18 protein-coding genes and 4 pseudogenes are annotated in these 24,144 nt (G+C 68.4%); 13 read left to right on the top strand and 9 right to left on the bottom strand.

Going from position 1 to position 24,144, the window contains the following annotated elements; translation table 11 throughout:
• Nucleotides 1-170: 170 nt before the first annotated feature.
• The 3 genes from OH735_RS01125 to OH735_RS01115 are packed head-to-tail and all read left to right on the top strand — an operon-like array spanning nucleotide 171 to nucleotide 2,571.
• On the top strand, nucleotides 171-1,805 hold the full coding sequence (locus OH735_RS01125; RefSeq protein ID WP_406378657.1) for a hypothetical protein: 1,635 nt from the start codon (nucleotides 171-173) through the stop codon (nucleotides 1,803-1,805).
• Nucleotides 1,802-2,047 (top strand): hypothetical protein, encoded by a 246-nt coding sequence (locus tag OH735_RS01120; protein ID WP_406378655.1) that lies wholly within the window; start codon nucleotides 1,802-1,804, stop codon nucleotides 2,045-2,047. Before OH735_RS01125 ends, OH735_RS01120 begins: the two co-directional genes overlap by 4 nt.
• Nucleotides 2,047-2,571: a hypothetical protein gene (locus tag OH735_RS01115; protein ID WP_406386935.1), complete on the top strand. Its 525-nt coding sequence runs from the start codon at nucleotides 2,047-2,049 to the stop codon at nucleotides 2,569-2,571. The genes OH735_RS01120 and OH735_RS01115 overlap by 1 nt, the downstream gene beginning before the upstream one ends.
• Here the strand turns inward: OH735_RS01115 and OH735_RS01110 are convergent.
• Together OH735_RS01110 and OH735_RS01105 are read right to left on the bottom strand one after the other, a co-directional pair.
• Complete coding sequence (locus OH735_RS01110) at nucleotides 2,466-2,729, bottom strand: integrase core domain-containing protein (protein ID WP_406378654.1); 264 nt, start codon at nucleotides 2,727-2,729, stop codon at nucleotides 2,466-2,468. The genes OH735_RS01115 and OH735_RS01110 overlap by 106 nt on opposite strands.
• Nucleotides 2,726-2,983 (bottom strand): hypothetical protein, encoded by a 258-nt coding sequence (locus OH735_RS01105; protein ID WP_406378652.1) that lies wholly within the window; start codon nucleotides 2,981-2,983, stop codon nucleotides 2,726-2,728. The genes OH735_RS01110 and OH735_RS01105 overlap by 4 nt, the downstream gene beginning before the upstream one ends.
• Before the next feature lie 939 nt (nucleotides 2,984-3,922).
• Between OH735_RS01105 and OH735_RS01100 the strand changes: the two genes are divergently transcribed.
• Nucleotides 3,923-5,974 (top strand): phosphocholine-specific phospholipase C, encoded by a 2,052-nt coding sequence (locus tag OH735_RS01100; RefSeq protein ID WP_406378651.1) that lies wholly within the window; start codon nucleotides 3,923-3,925, stop codon nucleotides 5,972-5,974.
• 122 nt (nucleotides 5,975-6,096) lie between these two features.
• Here OH735_RS01100 and OH735_RS01095 read toward each other — a convergent pair whose 3' ends face one another.
• The gene (locus OH735_RS01095; RefSeq protein WP_406378649.1) at nucleotides 6,097-7,431 is read right to left on the bottom strand and encodes a GH1 family beta-glucosidase; all 1,335 of its coding nucleotides are present in this window, start codon (nucleotides 7,429-7,431) and stop codon (nucleotides 6,097-6,099) included.
• 61 nt (nucleotides 7,432-7,492) lie between these two features.
• On the opposite strand from OH735_RS01095, the gene OH735_RS01090 reads away from it, so the two are divergent.
• Complete coding sequence (locus tag OH735_RS01090; RefSeq protein ID WP_266751471.1) at nucleotides 7,493-8,116, top strand: TetR/AcrR family transcriptional regulator; 624 nt, start codon at nucleotides 7,493-7,495, stop codon at nucleotides 8,114-8,116.
• Nucleotides 8,117-8,122: 6 nt separating this feature from the next.
• On the opposite strand, the gene OH735_RS01085 is transcribed toward OH735_RS01090, so the two are convergent.
• The 3 genes from OH735_RS01085 to OH735_RS01075 all read right to left on the bottom strand — a co-directional run bounded on the left by OH735_RS01085 (nucleotide 8,123) and on the right by OH735_RS01075 (nucleotide 13,770).
• Nucleotides 8,123-9,421 carry an MFS transporter gene (locus OH735_RS01085; RefSeq protein ID WP_406378648.1) on the bottom strand — a complete coding sequence of 433 codons (1,299 nt, stop codon included), beginning with the start codon at nucleotides 9,419-9,421 and terminating at the stop codon, nucleotides 8,123-8,125.
• A complete protein-coding gene (locus tag OH735_RS01080; RefSeq protein ID WP_406378646.1) occupies nucleotides 9,418-11,484 on the bottom strand; it encodes an alpha-galactosidase in 2,067 nt (688 codons plus the stop codon). Before OH735_RS01080 ends, OH735_RS01085 begins: the two co-directional genes overlap by 4 nt.
• A gap of 150 nt (nucleotides 11,485-11,634) precedes the next feature.
• Nucleotides 11,635-13,770, bottom strand: a complete 2,136-nt coding sequence (locus OH735_RS01075; protein WP_406378644.1) for a discoidin domain-containing protein — start codon at nucleotides 13,768-13,770, stop codon at nucleotides 11,635-11,637.
• A 302-nt stretch (nucleotides 13,771-14,072) separates the two neighbouring features.
• Here OH735_RS01075 and OH735_RS01070 point away from each other — a divergent pair, with 302 nt between their 5' ends.
• Nucleotides 14,073-14,417 (top strand): hypothetical protein, encoded by a 345-nt coding sequence (locus OH735_RS01070; protein WP_406386934.1) that lies wholly within the window; start codon nucleotides 14,073-14,075, stop codon nucleotides 14,415-14,417.
• Here the strand turns inward: OH735_RS01070 and OH735_RS01065 are convergent.
• A pseudogene (locus tag OH735_RS01065) lies at nucleotides 14,351-14,626 on the bottom strand (transposase); the annotation flags it as partial. The gene OH735_RS01070 and the pseudogene OH735_RS01065 sit on opposite strands and share 67 nt — an antisense overlap.
• On the opposite strand from OH735_RS01065, the gene OH735_RS01060 reads away from it, so the two are divergent.
• Both OH735_RS01060 and OH735_RS01055 read left to right on the top strand, forming a co-directional pair.
• A complete protein-coding gene (locus tag OH735_RS01060) occupies nucleotides 14,568-15,197 on the top strand; it encodes a transposase (RefSeq protein ID WP_406378642.1) in 630 nt (209 codons plus the stop codon). The pseudogene OH735_RS01065 and the gene OH735_RS01060 overlap by 59 nt on opposite strands.
• 392 nt (nucleotides 15,198-15,589) lie before the next feature.
• On the top strand, nucleotides 15,590-16,414 hold the full coding sequence (locus tag OH735_RS01055; protein WP_406378641.1) for an SAM-dependent methyltransferase: 825 nt from the start codon (nucleotides 15,590-15,592) through the stop codon (nucleotides 16,412-16,414).
• A gap of 314 nt (nucleotides 16,415-16,728) precedes the next feature.
• On the opposite strand, the gene OH735_RS01050 is transcribed toward OH735_RS01055, so the two are convergent.
• Nucleotides 16,729-17,787 (bottom strand): aminoglycoside phosphotransferase family protein, encoded by a 1,059-nt coding sequence (locus OH735_RS01050; protein ID WP_406378640.1) that lies wholly within the window; start codon nucleotides 17,785-17,787, stop codon nucleotides 16,729-16,731.
• Nucleotides 17,788-17,998: 211 nt separating this feature from the next.
• On the opposite strand from OH735_RS01050, the pseudogene OH735_RS01045 reads away from it, so the two are divergent.
• Both OH735_RS01045 and OH735_RS01040 read left to right on the top strand, forming a co-directional pair.
• Nucleotides 17,999-18,184, top strand: a pseudogene (locus tag OH735_RS01045) (transposase); the annotation flags it as partial.
• Nucleotides 18,184-18,723: pseudogene (locus OH735_RS01040) on the top strand (transposase); the annotation flags it as partial. The pseudogenes OH735_RS01045 and OH735_RS01040, both read left to right, overlap by 1 nt.
• Nucleotides 18,724-18,752: 29 nt before the next feature.
• Here the strand turns inward: OH735_RS01040 and OH735_RS01035 are convergent.
• On the bottom strand, nucleotides 18,753-19,913 hold the full coding sequence (locus tag OH735_RS01035) for an IS30 family transposase (RefSeq protein WP_406378638.1): 1,161 nt from the start codon (nucleotides 19,911-19,913) through the stop codon (nucleotides 18,753-18,755).
• Nucleotides 19,914-19,963: 50 nt separating this feature from the next.
• On the opposite strand from OH735_RS01035, the pseudogene OH735_RS01030 reads away from it, so the two are divergent.
• The 3 genes and pseudogenes from OH735_RS01030 to OH735_RS01020 form a co-directional block, all read left to right on the top strand.
• Nucleotides 19,964-20,710: pseudogene (locus tag OH735_RS01030) on the top strand (IS256 family transposase); the annotation flags it as partial.
• 227 nt (nucleotides 20,711-20,937) lie between these two features.
• Nucleotides 20,938-22,980 carry an alkaline phosphatase family protein gene (locus OH735_RS01025; protein ID WP_406378636.1) on the top strand — a complete coding sequence of 681 codons (2,043 nt, stop codon included), beginning with the start codon at nucleotides 20,938-20,940 and terminating at the stop codon, nucleotides 22,978-22,980.
• A gap of 114 nt (nucleotides 22,981-23,094) precedes the next feature.
• Nucleotides 23,095-24,051, top strand: a complete 957-nt coding sequence (locus OH735_RS01020; protein WP_406378635.1) for a GlxA family transcriptional regulator — start codon at nucleotides 23,095-23,097, stop codon at nucleotides 24,049-24,051.
• Nucleotides 24,052-24,144: the final 93 nt, after the last annotated feature.

Below are 24,144 nucleotides of genomic sequence, written 5' to 3'. Positions count from 1 at the left end.
TCCGAGAGCAGGCGGCGTGTGTTGCAGATCACCGGATGGCTCTGTCTGGCTCGCAGAGGTGACCTCTCCTGGCAGCAGGACCCCCGGATCTCCCCACCACCGTCACGCTGCTCGGCCTGCTGCACGCCATCAACCCGGACCTGGTCAGCGACCAACTGTGGGAGCTGTCCGTGGAGTTCGGCGCCAACCCGGAAAGCCGGGTGCAGAGCGCCGCAGAGCTGCTGGTGGGTGCGAAGCGCGCCAGCACCGATCCGCTGATCGCACTCACCGCCCTGGACCGCGCCCTGGAGGACCTGCCGGTGGACCGTCCTCAGATCGCGGACTACCACCTGCTGGCCGCCTCCGGGTGGCTCGAGTTCCACGGGCTGACTGGGAACGGTGCCGCCCTGGTCAGGGCCGTCGCCCGGGGGCGTGGGACGCTGGTCCTGATCGGACCCGAGGACCCCCGACGCGTCGACGTCCTGCGGGTCGTGTGCGCGAGCCTGACCAGGCTCCTCGAACAGCAGGAGACCGCCGAGATCGCCGCGGTCGCCGCGGAGATGTGCCGCAAGCTCCTGTCCGTCGTCCCGGTCGGCGGAAAGGACCACTCCGGTGCCGAACTCTCGCTGAGCAGCATCCTGTTGCGCCGGTTCGAGTACACGCAGGCGGCGGCCGACCTCGACGAGGCCGTGGACCTCCTGCGCGTCGGCACGGAGCGGGAACGGCGGGCCGGTGGCACACGCCCCGAGCTGCTGCACAACCTCGCCGTCGCCCTGCACGAGCGCTACCGGCTCACGCGCGCCGTCGAGGACCTCGAAGAGGCGATACGGGTCCTTGACGCGGCCGTACAGCTGGCCGCCCGGCACAACCGCGCGCTGGCGTCGTCCCTGCACGCGGACCTGCGGGTGCTGGAGGGGCAGCGCGCCTTGGCGCCGCGGCGGTCCGCACCGTGCCCGGCCCCGCCGACGGCGCAGAGCCGCCTGGAGGAAGGCAACCGGCTGATCGAGCGGTGGAAGGCGGACGACGATCGGCTCTGCCGCGACCGCGCCATCGAACTGCTGGGTCCGGCGCTGCGGGAGCTGCCCGAGGACCATCCCGATCTGGCGGTGTGCAGCGGGTACCTGGGCTACGCACTGCTGAGGCGCTACCGGTACGGGGGACTCGACCCGGCGGACCTTGCCGCCGCCGAGGAGGCGATCCACCGGGCGGTGTGGACATGCCGGCCGGACAGCCCGAATCTGGCGGGATGCCTCACCCTGCAGGCCGAGGCGGCATACTGCCGGTTCCAGTGCTCCTTCGCCACGGAGGACCTGGACGCCGCCATCGCCGCGCTGCGCCGACTGCTGTCGCTCGCCCCGCCGTCCGAGCGGGACTACTGGCAGGCGCTGCACAACCTCGGCTCGCATCTGGCCGTCCGGTACGACAGCACCGGTGCGCTGTCCGACGCGGACGAGGCGGTCGAGCTGCTGCGGCGCTCCCTGAGCGTGGCAGGTCCCTCTGCGGAGGACCCCGCTACACCGCTCTGCGCCTGGGCGAGACCCTCCTCCAGCGCGCCCACGACACCGAGGCGCCGCACGACCTCGACGAGGCCCGCGACAGCCTGTCGACGACCCTGCGGCTGCTGCCACCCGACGATCCGCGACGCGACCGGGCACAACAGCTGCTGGACACTGCGGTCCAACGCCGGGAGGAAGAGTGCAGGGCGTACCGGGAAACCGTCCTGCCCGTGCTACGCCGTGCGACATTCGACTCGGGCCCCGACGACCGGCCCACGGTGCCGCCCGAGGCGGCGGCGCAGGAATACCGGGCTGTACAGCAGTACATGACCGTCCTCACCGAGGCGCGGCAGAGATTCGAACTAACCGGAGACGTATCGGCGCTCGAGGCCGGCGTCGCCACTGGCCGCCGCCTCCTCGCCGGGCTGCCCGCCCACCACCCGGAGCGCGCGCCGGCCGTCACCGTGCCGCCCCGGGGCAGGACGCCGGGGAACAACTGCGGCAGCTCGCCCAGGAGCGGGAGGAACTGCTCGGCACGGTTCGTCGGCTACCCGGGTTCGAACACTTCCTGATGCCCCTGCCCTTCTCTGCTCTGTCCGGGGCGACGGCCGCCGGACCGCTCGTCATCGTCAACGTAAGCCGGTACCGGTGCGACGCGCTCGTCGTGACGCCGGGCAGGGTCGCACTGATCCCGCTGCCCGGCCTGACCGCGGACGAGGCACAGCACCGTACGGAGCGGTATCTGGCAGCACTGGACAGGCTGAGCCCCGGAGCGTCCGCCGGCCCGAGCCAGCAGACCGTGATGGCCACGCTGGAATGGCTGTGGGACACGGTCGCCGCCCCAGTCCTCGATTCCCCGGCGATGGCCGCCTGGCGAGACCGGCGCGTCTGGTGGTGCCCCACCGGACCGCTGACCCTGCTCCCGGTGCACGCCGCTGGCTATCACGACCCCGACGACGGCCGCGGGCACGATGCCGTCATCGGCGCAGGTCAAGCGGAGTACCGGTACTCGTTGATAGCACCGCCGAGGATGTGGGTGCGCAGGAGTCTGCGGCCGTCGAGGCCGTGGACGGTGGCTGGCGGCCCGGAGGCGTGAAAGGGCCGTTGATCTCGGGCCCGATGAGGTCGATGCGTGTTGTAGTGCCGTTCGAAGTCGGCAAGGACTTGCCGGGCGTGGGCCTCATTCATGAGCAAGAGGTGGTCGAGCGCCTCGCGGCGGACGGTGCCGATCACCCGCTCGCAGTGCGCGTTCATCCGAGGCGCCCGTGGCGCGCTGAACAGCACCTGCATGTCCTCGGCTTCGAAGACGGCGTCGAAGGGCTGGTCGTACCTGCGCGGTCGCGCAGCACGAAGCGCAGGGACTCCATGCGCGTGTCGAGTTGGTCGGCGAGATTGCGGGCCTGCTGCGTCGCCCAGGCTCGGGTGGGGCGGGCGGTGACGCCGGTGATGTGCAGTTGGCGGGTGCCGTGTTCCAGGAACGCCATGGCGTACAGGCGCTCTCCGAGCATGGTGTCCACGTGGAAGAAGTCGGCCGCGGTGATCCCTTGGGCTGGGTGGTCAGGAACTCGCGCCAGCTGGGACCGGACCGGCGTGGAGCCGGGTCGATGCCCGCGGCGTTCAGGATCCCCCAGACCGTGGACGGTGCGATCGGATGGCCCAGCCGGGCCAGTTCGCCCTGGATCCTTCGGTGCCCCCACCGGGGATTCTCGCCGGCCAGGCGCAGCACCAGCTTCCTGAGCGCGGCCACAGTCGGGGGTCGGCCGGTACGGCTGCGGCGGGCGGAGTAGTCCCACTTCTTGGCGATCAGCTTGCGGTGCCAGGCCAGCACGGTGCCGGGGGTGACGGGGAAGACGCCGGCCCAGCGGCGCCGCGGTATCAGCGAGGACAGCGCGGAGAACCAGAACCGGTCGGCCGACTCGTAGCGGACCGGGCCCTTGAGCTGACGGCGCAGGACAGTGTTCTCATGCCTCAGCACCAACAACTCGGCGTCCTTGGCAGTGTCCCGGCGCAGCAGGACAGCCGGTATGACAGCATCGTGCGAGCAGCACGGTACAACAGCGACACGATCATCCGGACAGGGTCCCAGCCACCACCGACATCCACGGACATTGCTGCTCACCTGCAGCGATGGCTTTACGAGCCCCACACGGGCGATGGCAGCGTTCCGACGGATTCAGTGGAGTCCCACGCTGTCGTTAGGTGGGAGGTTCGGGGTGGCGAGGACGTTCCCGATGCGCTTGCACGGAGCGCAAGCCGATCCGAGGGCAGTGGAACGGGACTTGTGACACGACGTGCGGCGACGGGCTGACGTCCCGCACACCATCCGTCCACATTTTGCACGACCGTCACCTCAGCCCACTTTCCTCAAGCCCGGGTCCTCTTGAATACTCCGTCTGCCCCTCTTCGTGGACGGACATCACCGAAGCAACAGGAGGATCCCCACAGCCATGACCGAAATCAATCGGCGTCGCTTCCTTCAAATCGCCGGAGCCACCACGGGGTTCGCCGCCCTGTCCGGCTCCATCGACCGCGCAGCCGCCATCCCCGCGGCGCGCCGCAGCGGAACCGTCCAGGACATCGAACACATCGTCGTTCTCATGCAGGAGAACCGTTCCTTCGACCATTACTTCGGGTCGATGAAGGGCGTCCGGGGCTTCGGAGACCCCCGCCCGGTGACGCTGCCCAGCGGTAAACCGGTATGGAACCAGGCAATCGTCGGCATAGAAACCCTGCCGTACCACCCGGACGCCGACGACCTCGGCATGCAGTTCATCGCGGGCCTCGATCACGACTGGGCCGGCGGCCACACCGCGTTCAACAACGGCAAGTACGACAAGTGGATACTCGCCAAGGGTGCCGGCACCATGGCGCACCTGACACGGGACGACATCCCGTTCCACTACGCCCTCGCCGACAAGTTCACCGTCTGCGACGACTACCACTGCTCGTTCATGGGTGCGACCGACCCGAACCGCTACTACATGCTCTCCGGCCACGTCGGCAACGACGGCACCGGCGGCGGCCCGGTCCTCGGTAACCAGGAGGCCGGCTACGGCTGGACGACGTACGCCGAGCGCCTTGAGAAGGCGGGCATCTCCTGGAAGGTGTACCAGGACATCGGCGACGGTCTCGACGCGGCCGGCGGCTGGGGCTGGACCGACGACGCGTACCGCGGCAACTACGGCGACAACTCCCTGCTGTATTTCAACAACTACCGCAATGCCAAGCCCGGCGACCCTCTGTACGAAAAGGCCCGCACCGGCACGAACGCCAAGGCGGGAGACGGATACTTCGACATCCTCAAAGCCGACGTCAAGGCCGCCAGGCTGCCGCAGATCTCCTGGATCGCCGCCCCCGAAGCGTTCTCCGAACACCCCAACTGGCCAGCGAACTACGGCGCTTGGTACATCTCGCACGTCCTTGACGCACTCACCTCGAACCCCGACGTATGGAGCAGGACCGCCCTTTTCATTACATACGACGAGAACGACGGCTACTTCGACCACGTCGTGCCGCCCTACCCGCCGGCCTCCGCCGGTCAAGGCCTGTCCACCGTCGACACCACACTCGACCACTACAAGGGCAGCATCGGATACGCCGCAGGCCCCTACGGCCTCGGACAGCGCGTCCCCATGATCGTGGTCTCGCCATGGTCCACCGGCGGATACGTCTGCTCCGAGACCTTCGACCACACCTCGATCCTGCGCTTCATGGAGAACCGGTTCGGAGTGAAGGAAACCAACATCTCGCCATGGCGGCGCGCCATCTGCGGTGACCTCACATCCGCCTTCGACTTCTCCCTCAAGATCACGGACCCGGCTGACCTGCCGGACACCGCGGGCTACGCCCCGCCGGACCGCGACCGCCACAACAGCTACGTACCGAAGCCGCCCGCCCAGGGCACGCTGCCCCGGCAAGAGGCCGGGGCGCGGCCGAGCCGCCCGCTCTCCTACGCTCCCTACGTCGACGGGGCCGCAGACCTCACGACCGGCAAGTACAAGCTGACGTTCAGCGCGGGGGACCAGGCGGGCGCCGCCTTCCAGGTGCGCTCCCAGAAGCGCACCGACGGCCCCTGGACGTACACGGCGGCAGCCGGGAAGCCCGTTTCGGACAGCTGGAACTCGGTTTACTCCGGCGGCAGTTACGACCTCACGGCCCACGGCCCGAACGGCTTCCTGCGCACCTTCAAGGGCAACAACAAAGCCGCCGAGCCGGAGGTGACGGCACGCCACGACGCCGGCAACCTGAAGCTCACCCTGACCAACCCGTCGACCGCCGACGCGCACCTCGCCGTGACCAACGCGTACGGCGGCGGGCGCCAAACCTACACGGTCCGCGCCGGCGCCACCGTCGTGCAGAGCATCGACCTGCGCGCCACCAAGCGCTGGTACGACCTGACGGTCGTGGTCGAGGGCAACGCCGGATACCTGCGGCGCCTGGCCGGGCACGTTGAGAACGGTCAGGTCGGCGTGAGTGACCCGGGCATCGCAACCGTGTGAGACCCGTGCCCCTCCGTCCGGTGGACGGAGGGGCACACACCCGGAGCATGACGAGGCGTCAGCGTGACGTGCCGGAGCTCACCACCCCGCGAGTACGCAATCCGCGACGCCCGGCGGGCGACTCAACCGCGCTGAGCGCGGATGAGGTCGCGGTACCACGCGAAGGACGCCTTCGGGGTGCGGACCTGGGTGTCGTGGTCGACGTGGACGAGACCGAAGCGCTGGTGGAAGCCCTCGGCCCATTCGAAGTTGTCCATCAGGGTCCAGGTGAAGTAGCCGCCCACGTCCACGCCCTGGGCCACGGCGGTGTCGACGGCCTGGAGGTGGGTGTCCAAGTAGTCGATGCGGTCGAGGTCGAGGACGGTGCCGTCCGCGTTGACGACGTCCTCGGTCGAGCAGCCGTTCTCCGTGATGTAGACCGGCGGGAGTGCCGGGTAGCGCTCCTTGAGGCCGACGAGCAGTTCCCGTAGGCCGTCGGGGACGACGGGCCAGTCGAAGGAGGTGCGGCGGTAGCCGTCGATGGGGGCCTCTTCGAACGGCAGTCCCTCGGACGTCGGCGCCTGGATCCGGGTCGGGTTGTAGTAGTTGATGCCGAGCGCGCTCAAGGGGGCCGAGATCAGTTCGAGATCGCCGTCCCGCACGGAGCCGCCGAGGGGCGTGTCCGCGCCGAAGTCCGACAGGTCCGGGTAGGTGCCCGTGAGGATCGGGTCGTTGAACAGGCGGTTGTGCAGGTTGTCATAGGCTCGCGCGGCGGCGTGGTCGGCGGGGGAGTCCGAAGCGGCCCAGACCGGGGTGCAGTTGTTGGCGATCATCACTTGGAGGCCGCGCGCCCGCAGCTCCCTCAGCGCAAGGCCATGGCCGAGCAGTTGATGGTGGGCGACCGGCAGACAGTCCAGGAACAGGGTGCGGCCCGGTGCGTGAGTGCCGAGACCGTAGCCCCAGACCATGTGGATGAACGGCTCGTTGAGTGTGATCCACTTCTGGACGCGGTCGCCCAGCCTGTCGGCCATGATGGCGGCGTACTCGGCGAAGCGGTGCGCGGTGTCGCGGTTCAGCCAGCCGCCGCTGTCCTCCAGGCCCTGCGGGAGGTCCCAGTGGAACAGGGTCGGGACAGGTTCGATGCCGCGTGCAAGCAGGCCGTCGACCAGCCGGTCATAGAAGTCCAGACCCCGGGGATTGACCTCGCCTGTGCCGGTCGGCTGGATCCGGGGCCAGGCGATGGAGAAGCGGTAGCCGGTGAGGCCCGCCTCGGCCATCAGCGCGATGTCCTCCTCGTACCGGTGGTAGTGGTCGCAGGCCACGTCACCGGTGTGCCCGTCGCGGATTGTGCCTGGCCGCGCAGTGAAGGTGTCCCATACCGAGGGTCCGCGGCCGTCCTCCTTGGTGGCGCCCTCGATCTGATACGACGCCGTCGAGGCGCCCCAGATGAAGTCCGCGGGGAGATGGTCCAGTGTCACGTCTAACCTCCTGAAACATGAGCAGGGCTCACGTTAACCCGCTCGATGGGATGATGGAAGCGTGAATCAAGATCGCACCGCAGGGACGCTGCGCCGGCTGCCGGTCCAGAAGCGCAGCGCCGAACGCTTCGAACGGCTGCTGGACGCTTGCGCCGAACTCCTGGACGAGGTCGGCTATGCAGGGCTGACCACCAAGGAGGTGGCCCGCAGGGCCGAAGTGCCCATCGGCACCCTTTACCAGTTCTTCTCCGACAGGGAGGGGCTGATCGGTGCGCTCGCCGCCCGCAATCTGGAGTCCTTCCTGGGGCGGGTCGCGGACCGGCTGGAGCAAGAGGAGCCCGAGGGCATCTCGGGCATCGTGGATGTGACCGTCGACGAGTTCGTCACCATGCGCCGGACGATCACCGGTTTCGGCGTGGTCGACTTCGGCGCGGTGGGACAGGACCACATCCTGGAGCCGACCCTGGACAACAACACCGCGGTCGCTGGAAGGCTGCGCTCACTGACCGCCTCCCTGATAGGGGTCCAGGACGACGCCGAATTCGAGATCGCGGTGCGGGTGGCCCTGGAGTGCGCCGACAGCGTGCTGCAACTCGCCTTCCGTATCGATCCGCTGGGCGACGCCCAGCTGATCGCTGAGTGCAAACGAGTCCTCAACAGCTATCTGAACGATCGACGCCGGTGACCGGCCCTAGCGGACGGCCTTGACCTTCCAGACCAATACCGCGCCCAGCGCGGACATGGCCGCCGAGCAGAGGAACAGCGAGCTGTAGCCTCCCGGACCGCCGAGCACGACCGAGGCGATCGGGGGGACGAGGACGTAGGGCAGGGAGGTCATCAGGTTGGCCAGGGCCATGTCCTTGCCGCGGTCCGCCGAGGCGGGGAGCACCTCGGTGACCAGGGCGGTGTCGACGGCCAGATACACGCCGTAGCCCAGGCCCAGGATGACGGCCGCGACCAGCGTCATGGTCCACGTGGGCGACAGCGCGAGCGGGACCGCGGCGACGGCCATCGTAACGCCGCCGAGGAAGACCAGCATGCGCCGCTTGCCCAGCTTGTCGGAGAGCCAGCCGCTGAGGACGACCGTAGAGATCGTGGCCAGGCAATTGATGCCGATCACGATGAGCAGACCGTCCTCGGTGGACTGGCCGGGGAACAACTTCTCGTAGTGCAGTACGTCGTCCAGGAAGTACGGCAGGTAGAGCGTGCCCATGCCGTAGCCGAGACCCATGATGAAGCGGGAGCTCATCGCCCAGACGAAGTCGGGGTGCGCGCGCGGGCTGATCCGGTAGCCGTCCAGGAAGGTGCGCAGCGAGAACGGCTCGCGGTGCCGGCGGGGCAGCGGCGGATCCTTCATGGTGGTCGCGAACAGCAGGATCAGGAGCGGCAGTGCGGCCATCAGCAGGTACTGCGAGGCGAAGCCCGTGACCAGACCGATCAGCAGCCCGCCCGCGATCAGGGCGCCCGCCTGCGGGACCATGGCCCAGCCCAGCACGGCGCCGCGCTGGGCGACCGGGACCTGGTCGGGCACCACCGGGGAGAGTCCGGCGCCGATGATCATGAACGAGGCGGACAGCACGAGGGAGCCGAGCGCGACCCCGACGACCGTCGTCTGGAGGCCGGCGAAGACCAGCGTCGCCATGCAGACGAGCGAGCCCACGAGCAGCCACGGCCGGCGGCGGCCGAACCGGCTGGTGGTGCGGTCGCTGAGCGCGCCGGCCAGCGGCGCGATGACGATGCCCGAGATCGCGCCCATCATGCTGACCCAGGCGTAGCTGCCGACCTTCCCCGCCGGGTCGATCTGGGCGATCTGCTCAGGCATCAGGAACGTGGTCGGTACCTGCATCGGGATGAACACCCCGACGTTGGCCAGGACGTACAGGGCGACCCAGCCGGGGCCGACCCGGCGGACGGGCTCGGCGAGGGCCTCGGGACGCTCGGACAGCCGGCTGCGCTCGGGGTGATCGGGCAGCTCGGGGGCAAGGCTCATCGGGACACTCTCTTGAGGTGGACGAGCTCGCTCGTCCAGTCGAAGGACAGCAGCGGCGGGAGACCGTGGCTGAGCAGGACGTCGCCCTCGTGGACGGCGCCGGTGGTCTCATCCCGGTAGCGGGCGTCGGGGTCGAGGCCCTTCAGCCGGGTGCGGGCGACCGAGCGGATCAGCGCGGACGGCTGGAACTGGAAGACGACGACCTCGTCCTCGGTGAGGTACTGCACTGCGTCGTGCTCCAGGCGGTACTGGACGCCGCCGTGCACCACGGGCCGGATCCGCTTGTACTGCTCGACCAGCATGCGGGCCCAGGCCAGATCCTCCTCGCTCCAGTTCCGCAGGTCGCCGCCGATGCCCAGCGCCCCGGCCATCGAGACATGGAAGCGGTACCGGACCGAGGTCGGGCGGGCGCTGAAGCTGTGCGGGCTGTCGGTGACCCAGGCGCCCATGGTCCGGGCGGGCAGCAGCTGGCCGTGGCCGTGCTGGATCGCGACCCGGTCGGCGGCGTCGGTGTTGTCCGACGTCCAGACCTGGTCGGCGCGGGCCAGCACGCCCAGGTCGGCCCGGCCGCCGCCGCCCGCGCACGATTCCAGGTACAGCCCGGGACGGGCGGTACGCAGCCGGTCCATCACCTCGTAGACGCCGCGCGTGTGCTCGATCCACACCCGGTCGGGGTCGGCGGCCCCAGGCTGCCCTGCCTCGCTGAAGGGCCGGTTCATGTCCCATTTGAGGAAGACCACGTCCAGCTCGGTGACGGTCCTGACCAGCCAGTCGACCGCCCATTCCCGGACGTCGCGGCGGGCGAAGTTCAGCACATGCTGGTGGCGGCGCCGGGTGCGGGTACGGCCGTCCTGGCAGAGGATCCAGTCGGGGTGCGCACGGTAGAGGTCGCTGTCGGGGTTGACCGCCTCGGGCTCGACCCACAGGCCGAAGCCCATGCCCAGCGTGCGGACGTGGTCGGCGAGCGGGCCCAGACCATACGGGAAGCGGTCGGGGTTGGGCCACCAGTCGCCGAGCCCGGCCATGTCGCTGGTGCGGGCGCCGAACCAGGCGTCGTCCACGACGAAGACCTCGACGCCGAGACCCGCGGCCAGGCCGGCCAGCTCGGTCTGCTGCTTCTCGCTGATGTCGAACTCGGTCGCCTCCCACGAGTTGAAGATCAAAGGGCGTTCGGCGGGACGGGCGGGCAGCACCTCGCGTTCGACGTATGCGTGCCAGCGGCGGCTGGCGCCGCCGAAGCCGTCGGGGGCATACAGCCCGGTGAAGACCGGGGTCTCCAGACGCTCGCCGGCGGTCAGCCTCCAGACCAGGCCCTCGTGGCCGAACCCGCCCGTCCAGGAGGCGCGGCCGTAGGTGTCGCGGCGCAGGGTGATCCGGCGACTGCCGCTCCAGGCCAGGGCCGCGCTCCAGACCTCGCCGTGCTCCTCGGCGGCGTCCTGCGCGTCGAGCATCAGCCATGGCCATGGCCCGGCGTGCTGTCCCGTGATGCCGAGGCGGCTGGTGAACACGGTCTCCCCGACGGGCACCTGGTCGCGCCGGAGTTGGAACTCCCGGCCCCATTCCCCCACCACATGACTGACCCGGTAGTCGTCGCGGGCGGGCAGCGTCCAGGCGGCGGAGTCGAACCGCAGGACGTCAACCGGCTCGTCAGCGGTGAGGACGGCCCAGCGCTCGATCTGGTCATGGCCGTCCCGGAGCCGGTAGTGCAGGTCGAGACCGAGGGAGCGGACACGGTCGGTGAAGGAGAGCGTGAGCAGGTCGTCCTCGACCGTGTGCGAGAGGAACCGCCACTCGAAGCCACGGACACCGTCGTCGAACCGGACGGTCAGCGACGGCGCCCCGAACCGCAGGCCGCCCTCGACCACGTACTCCTCACCCCCAGGGTCGTCGCCGCCGGGGTCCTCGTCGGGCAGGTCGGCCGCGATCACGACGGCCTGCTCCGGGGTCAGCGGCCGGCCCCAGTGCACGTGCCGGGGGACGTCGTCGGCGTCCAGCCGGAAGGCGTACGAGGTGCCAGGGGTGCTCAGGAGCCAGAGGCGGGCTTCGGAGTGGTGAGTGATCACGAAAATCCTCAAACGTGAGTAGGGCTCATGTTCTGTTCATACGTTAGGCATGCGAGCCCGCAACGCCAAGCCCCTGACGGGGGCTATCGAATTTCGCGGCGTGTGGTTCCCTGCGCTCTGCGCGGCTCGGTCGGCGAACGCGCCGGAAAGTCAGCCGGGGCCGGCCGGATCAGGAGAGCTGATTCGGCCGGCCCCGGCCCTGGACACCGCCTCACGGGTGCGCCAGTTGGCGTAGACGCCGACCTCGCGAAGTGAGTAGCCCCACTGGGTGCCGCGCTCCAGCCCTTTGATCCGTATGTAGCGCGCCGGAGTTCCGGCGAAACGCGCCGTGTCCAGGCCACCGTCACCGGCGGTCGTGGACCAGACCGTCTTCCAGGCCGTGCCGTCATCCGACAGCTCGACGCGGTACGACTTCGCGTACGCCGCCTCCCAGTCGAGGGTGACACGCTCGACCGGCTTCGAGGATCCGAGGTCGATCCGCAGCCACTGGTCGTTGTTCCACTCGCTGGCCCAGCGGGTGCCGTTGTCGCCGTCCACGGCCTTGCCGGGCGCGAAGCTGACGAACGGGTTCCACCATTGCGACGAGGACGCCGAGGCGGTGGCGCCCGAGGCCAGGTTCGCCCCGGACGTGTGCCGCTCGGTGTTGCCCCAGGTGCGGAGGTAGGACTCGGCGCCCGAGAAGAGGTCATCCACGACCCCCTGGCCGCCGACGATCCGGATGTCCTCGATCCAGTCCGGGACCATGCCGTAGTGCGCGGCGCCATCGGTGTTGAAGTCCCATGTGCGTTCGCCGGCGGTCTGCTTGTCGATCACCGAGCCGCCGTCCGTGCTGCGGAAGGGGTACTTGACCGGGTTCGGGGTGTCCCCGCCCCGCGGGGCGGGCCAGCCGCCGACACCGTTCATGTCGGTGCCGTAGCCGTAGCCGACCTTGTACTTCTCGCGCAGCGCGTCCGTGCGCTCGGCCTCCGCGCTGAACGCCTCGGAGCCGCTCATGTACTGGGCGGCGAACCCGCCGAGCTTGTAGAGCCGCTCGGTCCAGCCCAGGTCCATCCAGCTGTGCGAGGAGATGGCGCCCGGGTACGACTCGGACTCCAGGATGTCGAAGGCCTGATCCGCGGCCTTGACACTCATGTGGTCGAGCTCCAGCATCATGTGACGTTCCATCATGCCGCGCACCGCGTACGCACCCAGGCCGGTCAGCCCGCGGGTGTTGCACTGCGCGTCCGAGGCGTACGAGGGGACGGCCACCCCCGCCGGCAGCTGCTTCTCCGCCCCGGGTGCCTTCGCGTTGCCGATGGGGTTGTCGTGCTGCGGGCCGCGGCAGGTCTCAGTCTTCCAGAAGGTGCCGGTCGACAGGAACTGGCCCACGTTGATGGCCGTACCGAGGGCGCCGGAGTCGTAGCGCACCCCGCACAGGGCGTTGTCGAACTTGTGACACAGGAACATGCTGCGCACGCCCAGTTGGTGCAGCTCGTCCAGGCCGCGGTCGATGTCCTCCTTGCTGCACTGCGCGACGTCCAGGATCTGCTTGCAGCCGAACGGCTCGGAGGTCTCGACCCCCAGGACGACGGCCAGCTTGCCCTGCTTGATGACCTCGCGGGCCTGCGCGCTGTCGGTGACAATCCGGAACCAGCCCTTGCCCGGGCCGCCGTACATCTTGTCGATGAATGCCTGCATGTCGTACGTCTTCTGCGCCTCAAGACGGATGGCGGTCATCTCGTCGCAGCTGCGGTCCTTGAAGAAGTAGACCGAGCAGATCACGCCGTTGGTGACCAGGTCGTTGACCAGCACCCGCTGGCCGCCGCGCCAGGCCCGCTCGATCCAGGCGTAGTAGTTCTGTTGGTGGGTCAGCGAGTCGTGGGCGGGCCAGTCCTTGAACGTGGGCCACCCGTTGGGGTCGTGCTTCCCGTCGCCCTTGGTGATGAAGTCGAAGACGGCGCCCGTGCCGTCGGGGTAGTGCTCGGGGCAGTCCTTGAGCGCGTCGGCGACGCCCTGCTCCGAGAACGGCTTGCCGCAGATCAGCCGGCCGCCGAAGCCCTCGTTGGACATGATGTGGTCGTGGGCGTCGACGAAGCCCCTTACACGCCCCTGGGCGTCGGCGCCCTTGAAGGGCTCGCCCGTGACGCCGATCTGCGCGTCGGGTGCGGGCCGGGCGGTCGGATCCCACCAGTTGGGCTCCGCCGCGGAGCTGGGCATCGGGCCGAGTGTCAGGGTCATCACGGCGAGGAGCAGGGACACCACCGTGAGGGATCTGAGTCTGCGGTACGGAGGTTGAACCATGGTCATCGCGTAGATCCTTAAATGTGAGCGGGACTCATGTTCTGCTCATAACTTAGGGATACGAGCCCGCAACGCCAAGCCCCTGACGGGGTCATCGTCGGGAAATGAGGAAGAGCACCCCACCGGAAACGGGGTGCTCGCACGCCTGCTGTCGAGATCACGGAGCGCACGGGTGCCTCGGACATGACGGGCGCGTACGCAGGCACCTGCGGGGACGGGCGTGACTGCGGCGCGGGCAGCCGCTGCGCCGTGACCCATCGTCCGAGGTCTTCGCCCTACACGAGCCGGGTGTAGTGCAGCCTGTGCTCTTGACCTGCGGCATCACGGCGCGCATCCTGCCGGCCGGGCCCGGCGCCCGCAGCCTCGCCGAGTTCTTCGCCAGCATCGACGAGAAGCTCGACCCGGCAGCCGCACCGGCACCGAGGACCCAGCGCAGTGATCGTGACGTGCTCAACCTGCTGACCAAGCGCGCCAAGGTTCTCCACCTCGGACCGGCGAACTACTGCTGGTTCACCGACCCGTTCCGGGCGCTCTGCCTCAGGCTCGCCGGCACACCTACCGCAGACCGGCCGCTGATCGGGATGTGGACCTGGCAGCGCAGAAGTTCATGGATGACCTGGTCGGTCCCGTCGTCCCGCCAGGCGGCGAAATAGTAGTACGTCGCGCTCTTCGGCGGCAGATCGTGCGGGAGGTAGGCCCACTGGCAGCCGGTCCGACCCTGATAGAGGATCGCGTTCACGATCTCCCGCATCGCATAGGCGCCCTGGTGACCGCTGACCGAACGGTGCCGACCCTTCCACGCGGTGATCACCGGCCAGGTGGACGATCTGTCACAGCGAATCACCGCCAAACTCGCCCAGATCTCCTTACCGGAAGCGGACGTAGCTGGCGGCCAGCCACGCGGCACCCCGGGCGAAACCGGCGAGGTCGGCCTGCTGCCCTTGGTCGAGCGTTTTGACGAGGGCCCCGGGACAGGACGGACGGCAGCCGAGGTGATCCTGGCCGAACTCGGCCCGAACATGCGGGTCTTCCCGACCTCCGGCCACCTGGTCTCATGGGCCAAGCTGGCACCCCGCACAATCCAGTCCGGCGGTACGAATACCTCGGGGCCCACCGGACACGGCAACCCGTGGCTCAAGGGGGTCATCGGCGAGGCCGCAATGGCCGCAGCCCGAACCGACACCTTCCTCGGGGCCCGCTACCGCAGACTCGTCAAACACCGGGGCCACAAGAAAGCGGTCGTCGCCGTGGCCCGATCGATGCTGGTCATCGTCTGGCACCTCATCAACGACCCGACCGCCCGCTTCGAAGACCTCGGACCCGATCACCACCAACGACTGGTCAATCCCGTCCGCAAGACCCGAGATCTCGTCCGCCAACTCGAAGCACTCGGACACGCCGTTACCCTTGCCCCCGGCGAAGCCGAAGCCTGAACAACACACCCGTCCACTCGCAGACCACCCGCTCAGCAAACACTGAACGGTCACTGCCACCTGCCTAGCTGATCCTCTATTTTCCGTTCAGAGGGCCACGGCAGCGCGCATGACCTCTGGCCACTCCAACGGCATGTGCCGCGTGGCTCCCGACGTCTCCGTCGGCACGTTCTCGGTCTTTCCCGGTTCTCGTCGACGGGCCGGTACCACCCGATTGAGGTGCTGCCCTCTCAGCCTCGCAGCACTGGGCAGGGGGAGCCCCGCGGGTCGTTCCACAAACAGGACCCGCAGTGCCACGGCTCACGCTCGAGGGTTGCGATCTCGAGGTGCAACTCGCTTAGGTAGGCTTCGCGTTGACCTTGAAGTGAGCTTGACTCTAAAGAGGAGACCCCGTGGCCGAGCAGTCGACGCCTTCCGATGTGTCCCAGCAACTCGACAGGATCAACACCACGCAGCCGCATACGGCCCGGATCTGGAACTACTGGCTGGGCGGCAAGGATAATTACCCGGTCGACCAAGCAGCTGGTGACCAGATCCGCCAGCTGCACCCGGGCATTGGCGACTACGCTCAGGCGGATCGGCTGTTCCTCGGGCGCGCGGTGCGGTACTTGGTTGCCGACTGCGGGATCCGGCAGTTCCTCGACATAGGTACCGGCCTGCCGACGGCCGACAACACCCACGAGGTCGCCCAGCGGCTGGCGCCGGAATCCCGCATCGTCTACGTCGACAACGACCCCCTGGTGCTCGCCCACGCGCGTGCCCTGCTCACCAGCACACCCGAGGGGAAGACCAACTACCTCGACGAGGACCTGCGCAACGTCGACGTCATCTTGGAACACGCGGCGAAGACACTGGATTTCAGTGAGCCTGTCGCACTTATCCTCCTCGGAGTGGTGATTTTCCTCGAGGACGACGCCGAGGCGTGCGGCATCGTCAGCCGCCTGATGGATGCGCTGCCGTCCGGAAGCCACCTGGTCCTCTCTCACACGATCAAGGATCCGGCAATGCCCGATGTGGACGCGGCAGTGGCGTTCTGGAACGAGCACGGCACCCCGAAGCTCACCCAACGCACTCCTGGCCAGGTCACTCGGTTCTTCGAAGGTCTGGAACTCCTCGACCCCGGAGTGGTGTCGTGCAACCGCTGGCGCCCCGAGACGGGTGCCACCGGCATGCCGGACGAGGTGGCGATGTTCGGCGGAGTCGCACGCAAGCCATAGTGGTCAGCTCCGGAAGCCCTTCGGAGGATTGATCAGGCTGCCAGGGCAACGGAGGATTCTTGACACCTCCCCGGACGTCGGGCCGGACAGCCCATGGACCCCGCCACCCTCGGCAAGCGACTCGCCGCCGTGGGCATCCCCACTCTCCGCGGCCGGACTGCCACTCTGCGGCAGCTCGTCCTCCAGGCGCCACCCTCGGTCGTTGCGGGGATGCTCGGCTACCACGCCGTCCACACCGAGGCCGTCGCCGCCCAAGTCGGAGGAACCTGGAAGAAGTACGCCCCCGCGACCACACCCAGTGATCACACAGGCTGTCAGTACCAGGGCCGTGTGCTCTGCGTGGGCAGTGCGCGCAGTGTGGGCCATCGTTCCAACAGGCGTACGGCCAGAGCCGCGCTGAGGTGACCGAGTGCGTGCAAATAATCGTGGTCGCGGGTCAGGTCGGCGACCACACCAAGTCGGTGGACGAGGCGTTCTCGGGCGGAAACGTAGCCCCACTCGAAGTCCTCCGCAGCTACCCGTGCGAGGTGGTCGACGGACTCGCGGTGGGCGCGTTCGACGAGTGCGTCGCCACGGATCAGCCAACCGGCGCAGGCGTCGGCAAGATCGCCGGGAACGTCCCTGCCGGTGAGGCCGCGCCAGGCGGCACGGTAGACGGCCTCGGCTTCCGCGAGCGGCGCGGCCGTGACCGACATTGCGCACCAGCAGGTCGGGAAACCGATGCGGAAGTAGGCGAGTTCGACCAGGCCGTTGCCCAGCGACGCCTGCTCGAAGTCGACGAAGTGGACGCCGGCGGCGGTGCGCAGGTCGTTGCCAGGGCAGGGGTCTCCGTGCAGCAGCGCATTGTGGGGCGCTGGGTCGAGCCGGTCGATCAGGCCGGCGAGTTCGTTCGGCACTCCGGGTGGGACGGGGACGTCAAGTGCCTTGGCGAGTGCGAGGAAGGACTCGGCGTCGGCGGCCGTCGGTCCGGACCAGGCGGGGAGCCTTCCCGTGTCGGCCGGCCCGGTGAGCGCGTGCAGCCGGGCGAGAGACTCGGCGTAGCCGGGCATCCAGTCGTCGGCCGCGCCGAGGTCTTCCAGGTGTTCCAGGACCATCACGCGTGACGCCGCGTCCGTTCCGAGCAGTGCGGGCGCGACAGTCGGCCGGGTCGCCCGTGCGGCGAGCCGCAACGCGGTGACCTCCCGCGCATAGCGCGCATCCCCGTCGGGCCCGGTTCCACCTCCGTCGGCGATCTGTTTGACGATCACCCGGCTACCACCGCGCAGCTCGACCCGCCACACCCGGGAGCGCGGGCTGCTGTCCAGGAGCGTGGCCTCCGTGGGGGAGCCCAACGCGGAACGCAGCTCGTCGCTGATCGGCACCCGGGTCGGCATGATGGTCAGCATAGGGCCTTCCGCAGCACGGTGTACGGACACTTCGCCAAGGACACCACTGTTGTCCCGCCGGCCAACGAACACCAGCAGCTGACCCTTCGCTCTGCGAGGTACCTGGCGGTGTGGTTGGTGGCTGGTTGGTCGGGAGGGTTGTTGGGCGTGTTCGTGTTGAGGGGCTGCAGTTGGGGGGTGTTGGAGCTCGTGTGTCGACACCGGCCTGCAGGTCTACTTCGCCGACCCGCACAGCCCCTGGCAACGGGGCACCAACGAGAACACGAACGGACTCCTTCGCCAGTACTTCCCAAAGGGCACGGACCTGTCGCGGTGGGAAGCCGAGGAGCTGGCCGTGGGTCTGTACGGTGATCGGTGTAACTCCCGAGCAGGAAGCGGAAGTTGATGACCGAGTTGAGTGTGGCCGAGTCGGGTGCCGGGGAGGTGGCCGGGGTGCTGGCCGTGGGTGCGGATGACCGGCTGATCGAGCAGTTGATCGCGGGTGCTCAGGCGGGTGGGTTGCGGCTGACGGGCGAGGGCGGTCTGCTGCAGCAGCTGACGAAGCGGGTCCTGGAGTCCGCCCTGGAGGGCGAGCTGACCGATCACCTGGGGCACGGACCCGGGGAACGGGCCGAGGGAGGCCGGGAGAACTACCGCAACGGGCGGCGTACGAAGACGGTGACGACCGAGGTCGGGCCGGTGGAGATCGAGGTGCCCCGGGACCGCAACGGCACGTTCGAGCCGGTGCTGGTGAAGAAGCGGCAGCGACGGCTGACCGGTGTGGACGAGATGGTGCTGTCACTGTCCGCGAAGGGGCTGACGCACGGGGAGATCTCCGCGCACCTGGCCGAGGTCTACGGCGCAAGCGTGTCGAAACAGACGATCTCCACGATCACCGACAGCGTGGTCGCCGGCATGCTCGAGTGGCAGAACCGCCCGCTGGACGCTGGGCGGTTTCCATCGGTGGTTGCGAATCACCTGGTCAATGGGCCTGCGAGGCATTCTCGCATGGCCTCGACAGGGGTCCTGTCGCCGAGCACGATGCGGGGGCGATGGTTGAGCTGGCGGGCAACGTCGCGAAGGTCTCGGGCGGTGTGGACAGACAGGTCGGTGCGCTTGGGAAAGTACTGCCGCAGCAGGCCGTTCATGTTCTCGTTCGTGCCACGCTGCCAGGGACTGTGTGGGTCGCAGAAGTAGATCCGGAAGCCGGTCAGGGCTTCGATGTCCTCGTGCAGAGTCAGCTCGCGTCCCTGGTCCCATGTGAGCGTCCGCTTCAGTTGCGGTGGGATGTGGGCGGTCTGCGTGACCAGCGCGTTGCGGACCTGCGGGGCCTTCCAGCCGTGAGGCAGGTGGATCAGGTGGACGTAGCGGGTGGTGCGCTCGACCAGGGTGCCGATCGCCGAGTTCTGTCCGCGACCGATGATGAGGTCGCCCTCCCAATGCCCGGGAATCGTGCGGTCGTTGACCTCTGCAGGGCGCTGATGGATCAGCGTCATGTTTTTGATCTTGTTCAGGGTGGGGACGCCTCGGCGCTGCCGCTTGCGGCGGGTGCGGCCGGTGCGGAGCTTGGCGTCACGCCGGCCGAGGAGGCCGGCGAACAGGGCCCGGTAGATCGTCTCCGGGCAGGCCCGCATCGCCGCGTCATTCGTGTATTCGCGGGCCAGGTAGCGCGCGATCTGCTGCGGAGGCCACTTCTCGGTCAGCTTCTCGCGCACCAGTGTCCGTAGCGGCTCGCTGCTGCGGATCTTCTCCTCTTTCGGGTGGTGACGTCGCAGCAGGGCCTGGTTGTGGGCCCACCAGGGGTGGTAGCTGCCGTCCGGTTTGGCGTTGCGCTTGATCTCCCGGTAGACGGTCTGAAAGCTCTTGCCGATCGACGCGGCGATCTCTTTCACGGTTTGCTTGGCGTGCAGCCCGTCAGCGATGGCGATGCGGTCGTTCTGCGTGAGGAAGCGCGGGGATATCGAGCCGGGGTCAGGGACGATCATGCATCCAGCTTCGATGAACCAGTTCGAGCCGCAGCTGGCGGAGACCCCGACTACCCGGGCGGCAGCCGCACCCTTATAGCCCTCTCTCAACAGCTCGAAGTACCGCTTCTTCACCGCGGTCGGCATCTTATTGGGGGCGTACCGGGGCATCCGAACGCTCTCCTTCTGGGGCGTTCGCAATCACCGATAGAACTCAAGCTGTCTACCCGGTCGTCTTCATCGACTGCGTGCACGTCAAAGTGCGGGACGGGCAGGTCGCGAACCGGCCCGTCTACATGGCGCTCGCCGTCACGGCCGAGGGCACCCGGGACGTCCTCGGGCTGTGGATCGGCGACGGGGGCGAGGGAGCCAAGTACTGGCTCCAGGTCCTCACCGGGATCAAGAACAGGGGTGTGAGAGATGTCCTGATGCTGGTCTGTGACGGGCTCACCGGGCTCCCGGATGCGGTGAACACCGTGTGGCCTGCGACGATCGTGCAGACGTGTGTGGTTCACCTCCTGAGGAACAGCTTCCGTTACGCGGGCCGCCAGGACTGGGAGAAGCTCGCCAAGGCCCTCAGGCCCGTCTACACCGCCCCTACCGAGGACGCCGCGACGGAACGATTCCTGGAGTTCTCCGAGGAATGGGGCGGCAAATATCCCGGGATCGTCAGGCTGTGGGAACGGGCCTGGGCCGAGTTCGTCCCCTTCCTCCAGTTCGACGTCGAGATCCGCAAGATCGTCTGCACGACCAACGCGATCGAGTCCGTGAACGCGCGCATCCGCAAGGCGGTCCGGGCACGTGGACATTTCCCCACCGAGCAGGCCGCGCTGAAGTGCGTCTATCTCGCGGTGATGAGCCTGGACCCGACCGGCACCGGCGCGAAACGCTGGACCCGACGCTGGAAGCCGGCCCTCCAGGCATTCGACATCGCCTTCGACGGCCGCCTCACCGCGGCCCAGCAGTAACAACCAACCCACGAGTTACACCACTCGCTGGACACACCCCTTTGAAACTGCCCTGGTGTTGGAGAGAAGTTCACTGACCGTTACTGGGGCAGATGCAGCGTACGGCTACGCTCCTGGCTGCCATGAATGGACGCGAAAGCACAACACATGCACCACTGTTTACGTTTCCGGTGGTCTTGGCCGCGATGTCGGCCCGTGTGCTGTCGCACTAACAAGGAAGCACCAGCATGCGCATACCGCGCCCAAGCATCCGTGGCCTGATGGCCTCGGCCCTGCTGGCATGCATCGCCCTTCCCGGTACCGTCTCCGCGGCCGCGGCGACCCCGGATGCCGGGTCTTCGGACGTCAAGTCTTCGGTTGTCGTGGGATCCCCCTCGGTTCCCAAGCCTGACCACGTGGTCATGGTGATGATGGAGAACAAGGGCTACGACGACATCCTCCGGAACCCGTCCACGAAGCCTCAGGACCAGGTGCCGTACATCAAGTCCCTGGAGGCCCAGGGCGCGTCGTTCACCAATTCGTACGGTGTCACGCACCCGAGCCTGCCCAACTACTACGCGCTGCTGTCCGCCTCGGACATCGTGAAGTCCAGCGACTGGCCGGCTCCGCAGTCCGTCGACACCGACAACCTGCCCAACCAGCTGGTGACCCACGGGTACAGCTTCGCGAACTACGCCAACCAGGGCCTGCCCACGCAGTGGCTCCGCTACAAGAACATCCCGGGCACCCCGGGCAATCTGAACCCGATGGACAAGCGGCAGGAGGAGTTCCCGACCACGCCGGACGGGTTCGCCAAGCTGCCCACCGTCTCCTTCTACGTGGGCAACGGCCAGCAGAGCATGCATGACGGGACCCTCGCGCAGGGCGACGCCTTCGTCAAGAACACCTTCGACTCATACATCCAGTGGGCCAAGACGCACAACAGCCTGTTCGTGCTGACCTGGGACGAGGACGACTTCACCCCCGCCAACCACATCCCGACCATCATGGTCGGGCCGATGGCCAGGGCCGGCGAGTACGACCAGAAGATCAACCACTACAACGTGCTGCGCACGCTGCTGGACATGTACGGCCTGGACCACATCAACCACACAGCCGACGCGGACGTCTCCACGATCAGCGACGTGTGGGACACGTCGAAGACCGCGCGCCTGCGCGGCATGGCCGGGCGATGCCTGGAGAACCACCAGACCGATCCGGCGGAGCCGGGCTCGCTCGGCCTGTGGCACTGCGAAGCCGCCGCCAACCAGCAGTGGATCAGGCACGCGGACGGCACGATCCGCCAGTCCGACAAGTGCCTTGCCGCCACCGCGAACGGGAAGACCGAGCTCGCCGACTGCGACGGCACCCCCGCGCAGAACTGGCAGCCCAAAGCCGATGGTTCCCTGCTCAACCCGGCATCCGGCCATTGCCTGACCGTCCCCGGCTCCGACATCGGCAACGGAACCCCGGCAGCACTCCGCACCTGCGACGGCAAGCTCCACCAAAGGTGGGAGGTGCCCGGCTTCATGGGGGTGCACCACTCGCTCACGGTCGACACGCCCTCGACCGTCAAGCCCGGCTCCGCCGTCACGGTGACGACCACCTACACCAACGACAGCAGCCCGGCAGCGCTTTCGGACGCCTCCGTCAGCCTCACCGTTCCCAGCGGCTGGACGGCCGAGGCCACCTCGGCCACCACGTTCACCACAGTCAAGCCCGACCAGTCGGTGAAGACCACCTGGGCGGTCACCGCCCCCGCGGACGCAAAGCCCAGTGCCTACACCCTGTCCGCACAGGCCACCTACAAGAACGCCAAGAGCACCGACAAGGGCACCGGCACCACGTTCCACCCGGCGATAGTCCCCCAAAAGCAGATGCGGGTGGTCGATGTCGACAGCGAGGAGACCGTCGGGGAGGACGGCCGCGCAGCGAATGTCCTGGACGGTAACCCGGCCACCTTCTGGCACACCCGCTGGTCCGGAGGAAGCGACCCGCTGCCGCACCACATCGTGCTCGACCTCGGTGAAGATCTCGAGGTCACCGGCCTGCGTTACCTGCCCCGCCAGAACAGCGCCAACGGCCGGATAGCCGGATACGAGGTCTGGGTGAGCACGGACCGCACCGCGTGGACCAAGGTCACCACCGGGACCTTCGCGAACACCACGGCCGAGCAGACTGCCACTCTGAATGGCACGCCGGCCCGCTACCTCAAGCTCGTCGCCACGACCTCTCACGCCGGACCGTACACTACGGCCGCCGAGCTGAACGTCACCCGAGTAGTGCACTGACCACCTGGAGGGGCCGGTCCGCCGCACACGGCGGACCGGCCCCTCCGACCGGTGTCATCTGCCTGGTCCACGCAGTGGGCGTATCGAAGGCACACCCCACGTAGCCTCTCTCCCGTGCCAGCCTCCCGCCTGTATCGCGTCGCCGTACTTGTGCTCGAAGGTGCGAAGCCGCTCGATGTCGGAATTCCCACGCAGGTTTTCGCGACCCGCGCGAGCATGCCGTACGAGGTGCGGGTGTGCGGGGCGGCACCCGGTCTCGTGACCGGCGGCGATGGCCTGTCGTACGGCGTCGCCCACGGCCTCGACGCACTTGCGTGGGCCGACATCGTCTTCGTCCCCGGCTACCGGTTCCCGGACCGCGACGACCCCCCGCGGGCCGTCCTCGACGCACTGATCGCCGCCCATGCCCGGGGCGCGCGGCTCGCCGCCATCTCGACGGGCGCCTTCGCGCTCGCCGCCACGGGCCTGCTCGACGGCAAGCGCGCCACGACGCACTGGCACTACACGCGGGCACTGGTGGCACGGCATCCGCTCGTTCAGGTCGACGAGAACGTTCTGTTCGTCGACGAGGGCAGCGTGCTGACGTCGGCCGGTGCCGCCTCGGGCATCGACCTGTGCCTGCACATCCTGCGCGGCGACCTCGGAGTGGCCGCGTCGAACCATGCGGCCCGGCGCCTTGTCGCGGCCCCTTACCGCAGCGGCGGTCAGGCGCAGTACGTGCCACGCAGCGTGCCCGAGCCACTCGGCGAGCGGTTCGCCGCCACCCGCGAGTGGGCGCTTCACCGGCTCGGCGAGCCCCTCACCCTCGAGGCGCTCGCCCGGCATGCGGCGGTGTCGCCGCGCACGTTCTCGCGGCGCTTCGTCGAGGACACGGGATACACGCCGATGCGGTGGGTCATGCGCGCCCGCGTCGACCTGGCCCGCGAGCTGCTCGAGCGTTCGGAGCGGAGCGTCGAGCAGATCGCCACCGACGTCGGTCTCGGCACTGGTGCCAATCTGCGGTTGCACTTTCAGCGGATCCTCGGCACGACACCGAGCGAGTACCGGCGCACCTTCACCCAGGGAGAGTAGCCGGCTGCCACGTGGCGAGATCCTTTTGAACCGTGGCGATCATGCCGCTGTCGCGGGCGGATGCAGCACGCGAAATTGATGGCGAACCGAAGG

Source organism: Streptomyces sp. NBC_01618, from assembly GCF_045209435.1.
Classification (GTDB): domain Bacteria; phylum Actinomycetota; class Actinomycetes; order Streptomycetales; family Streptomycetaceae; genus Streptomyces.
The sequence above is the reverse complement of the archived record's forward strand: the minus strand, read 5'-3'. Positions and strand labels throughout refer to the sequence as shown.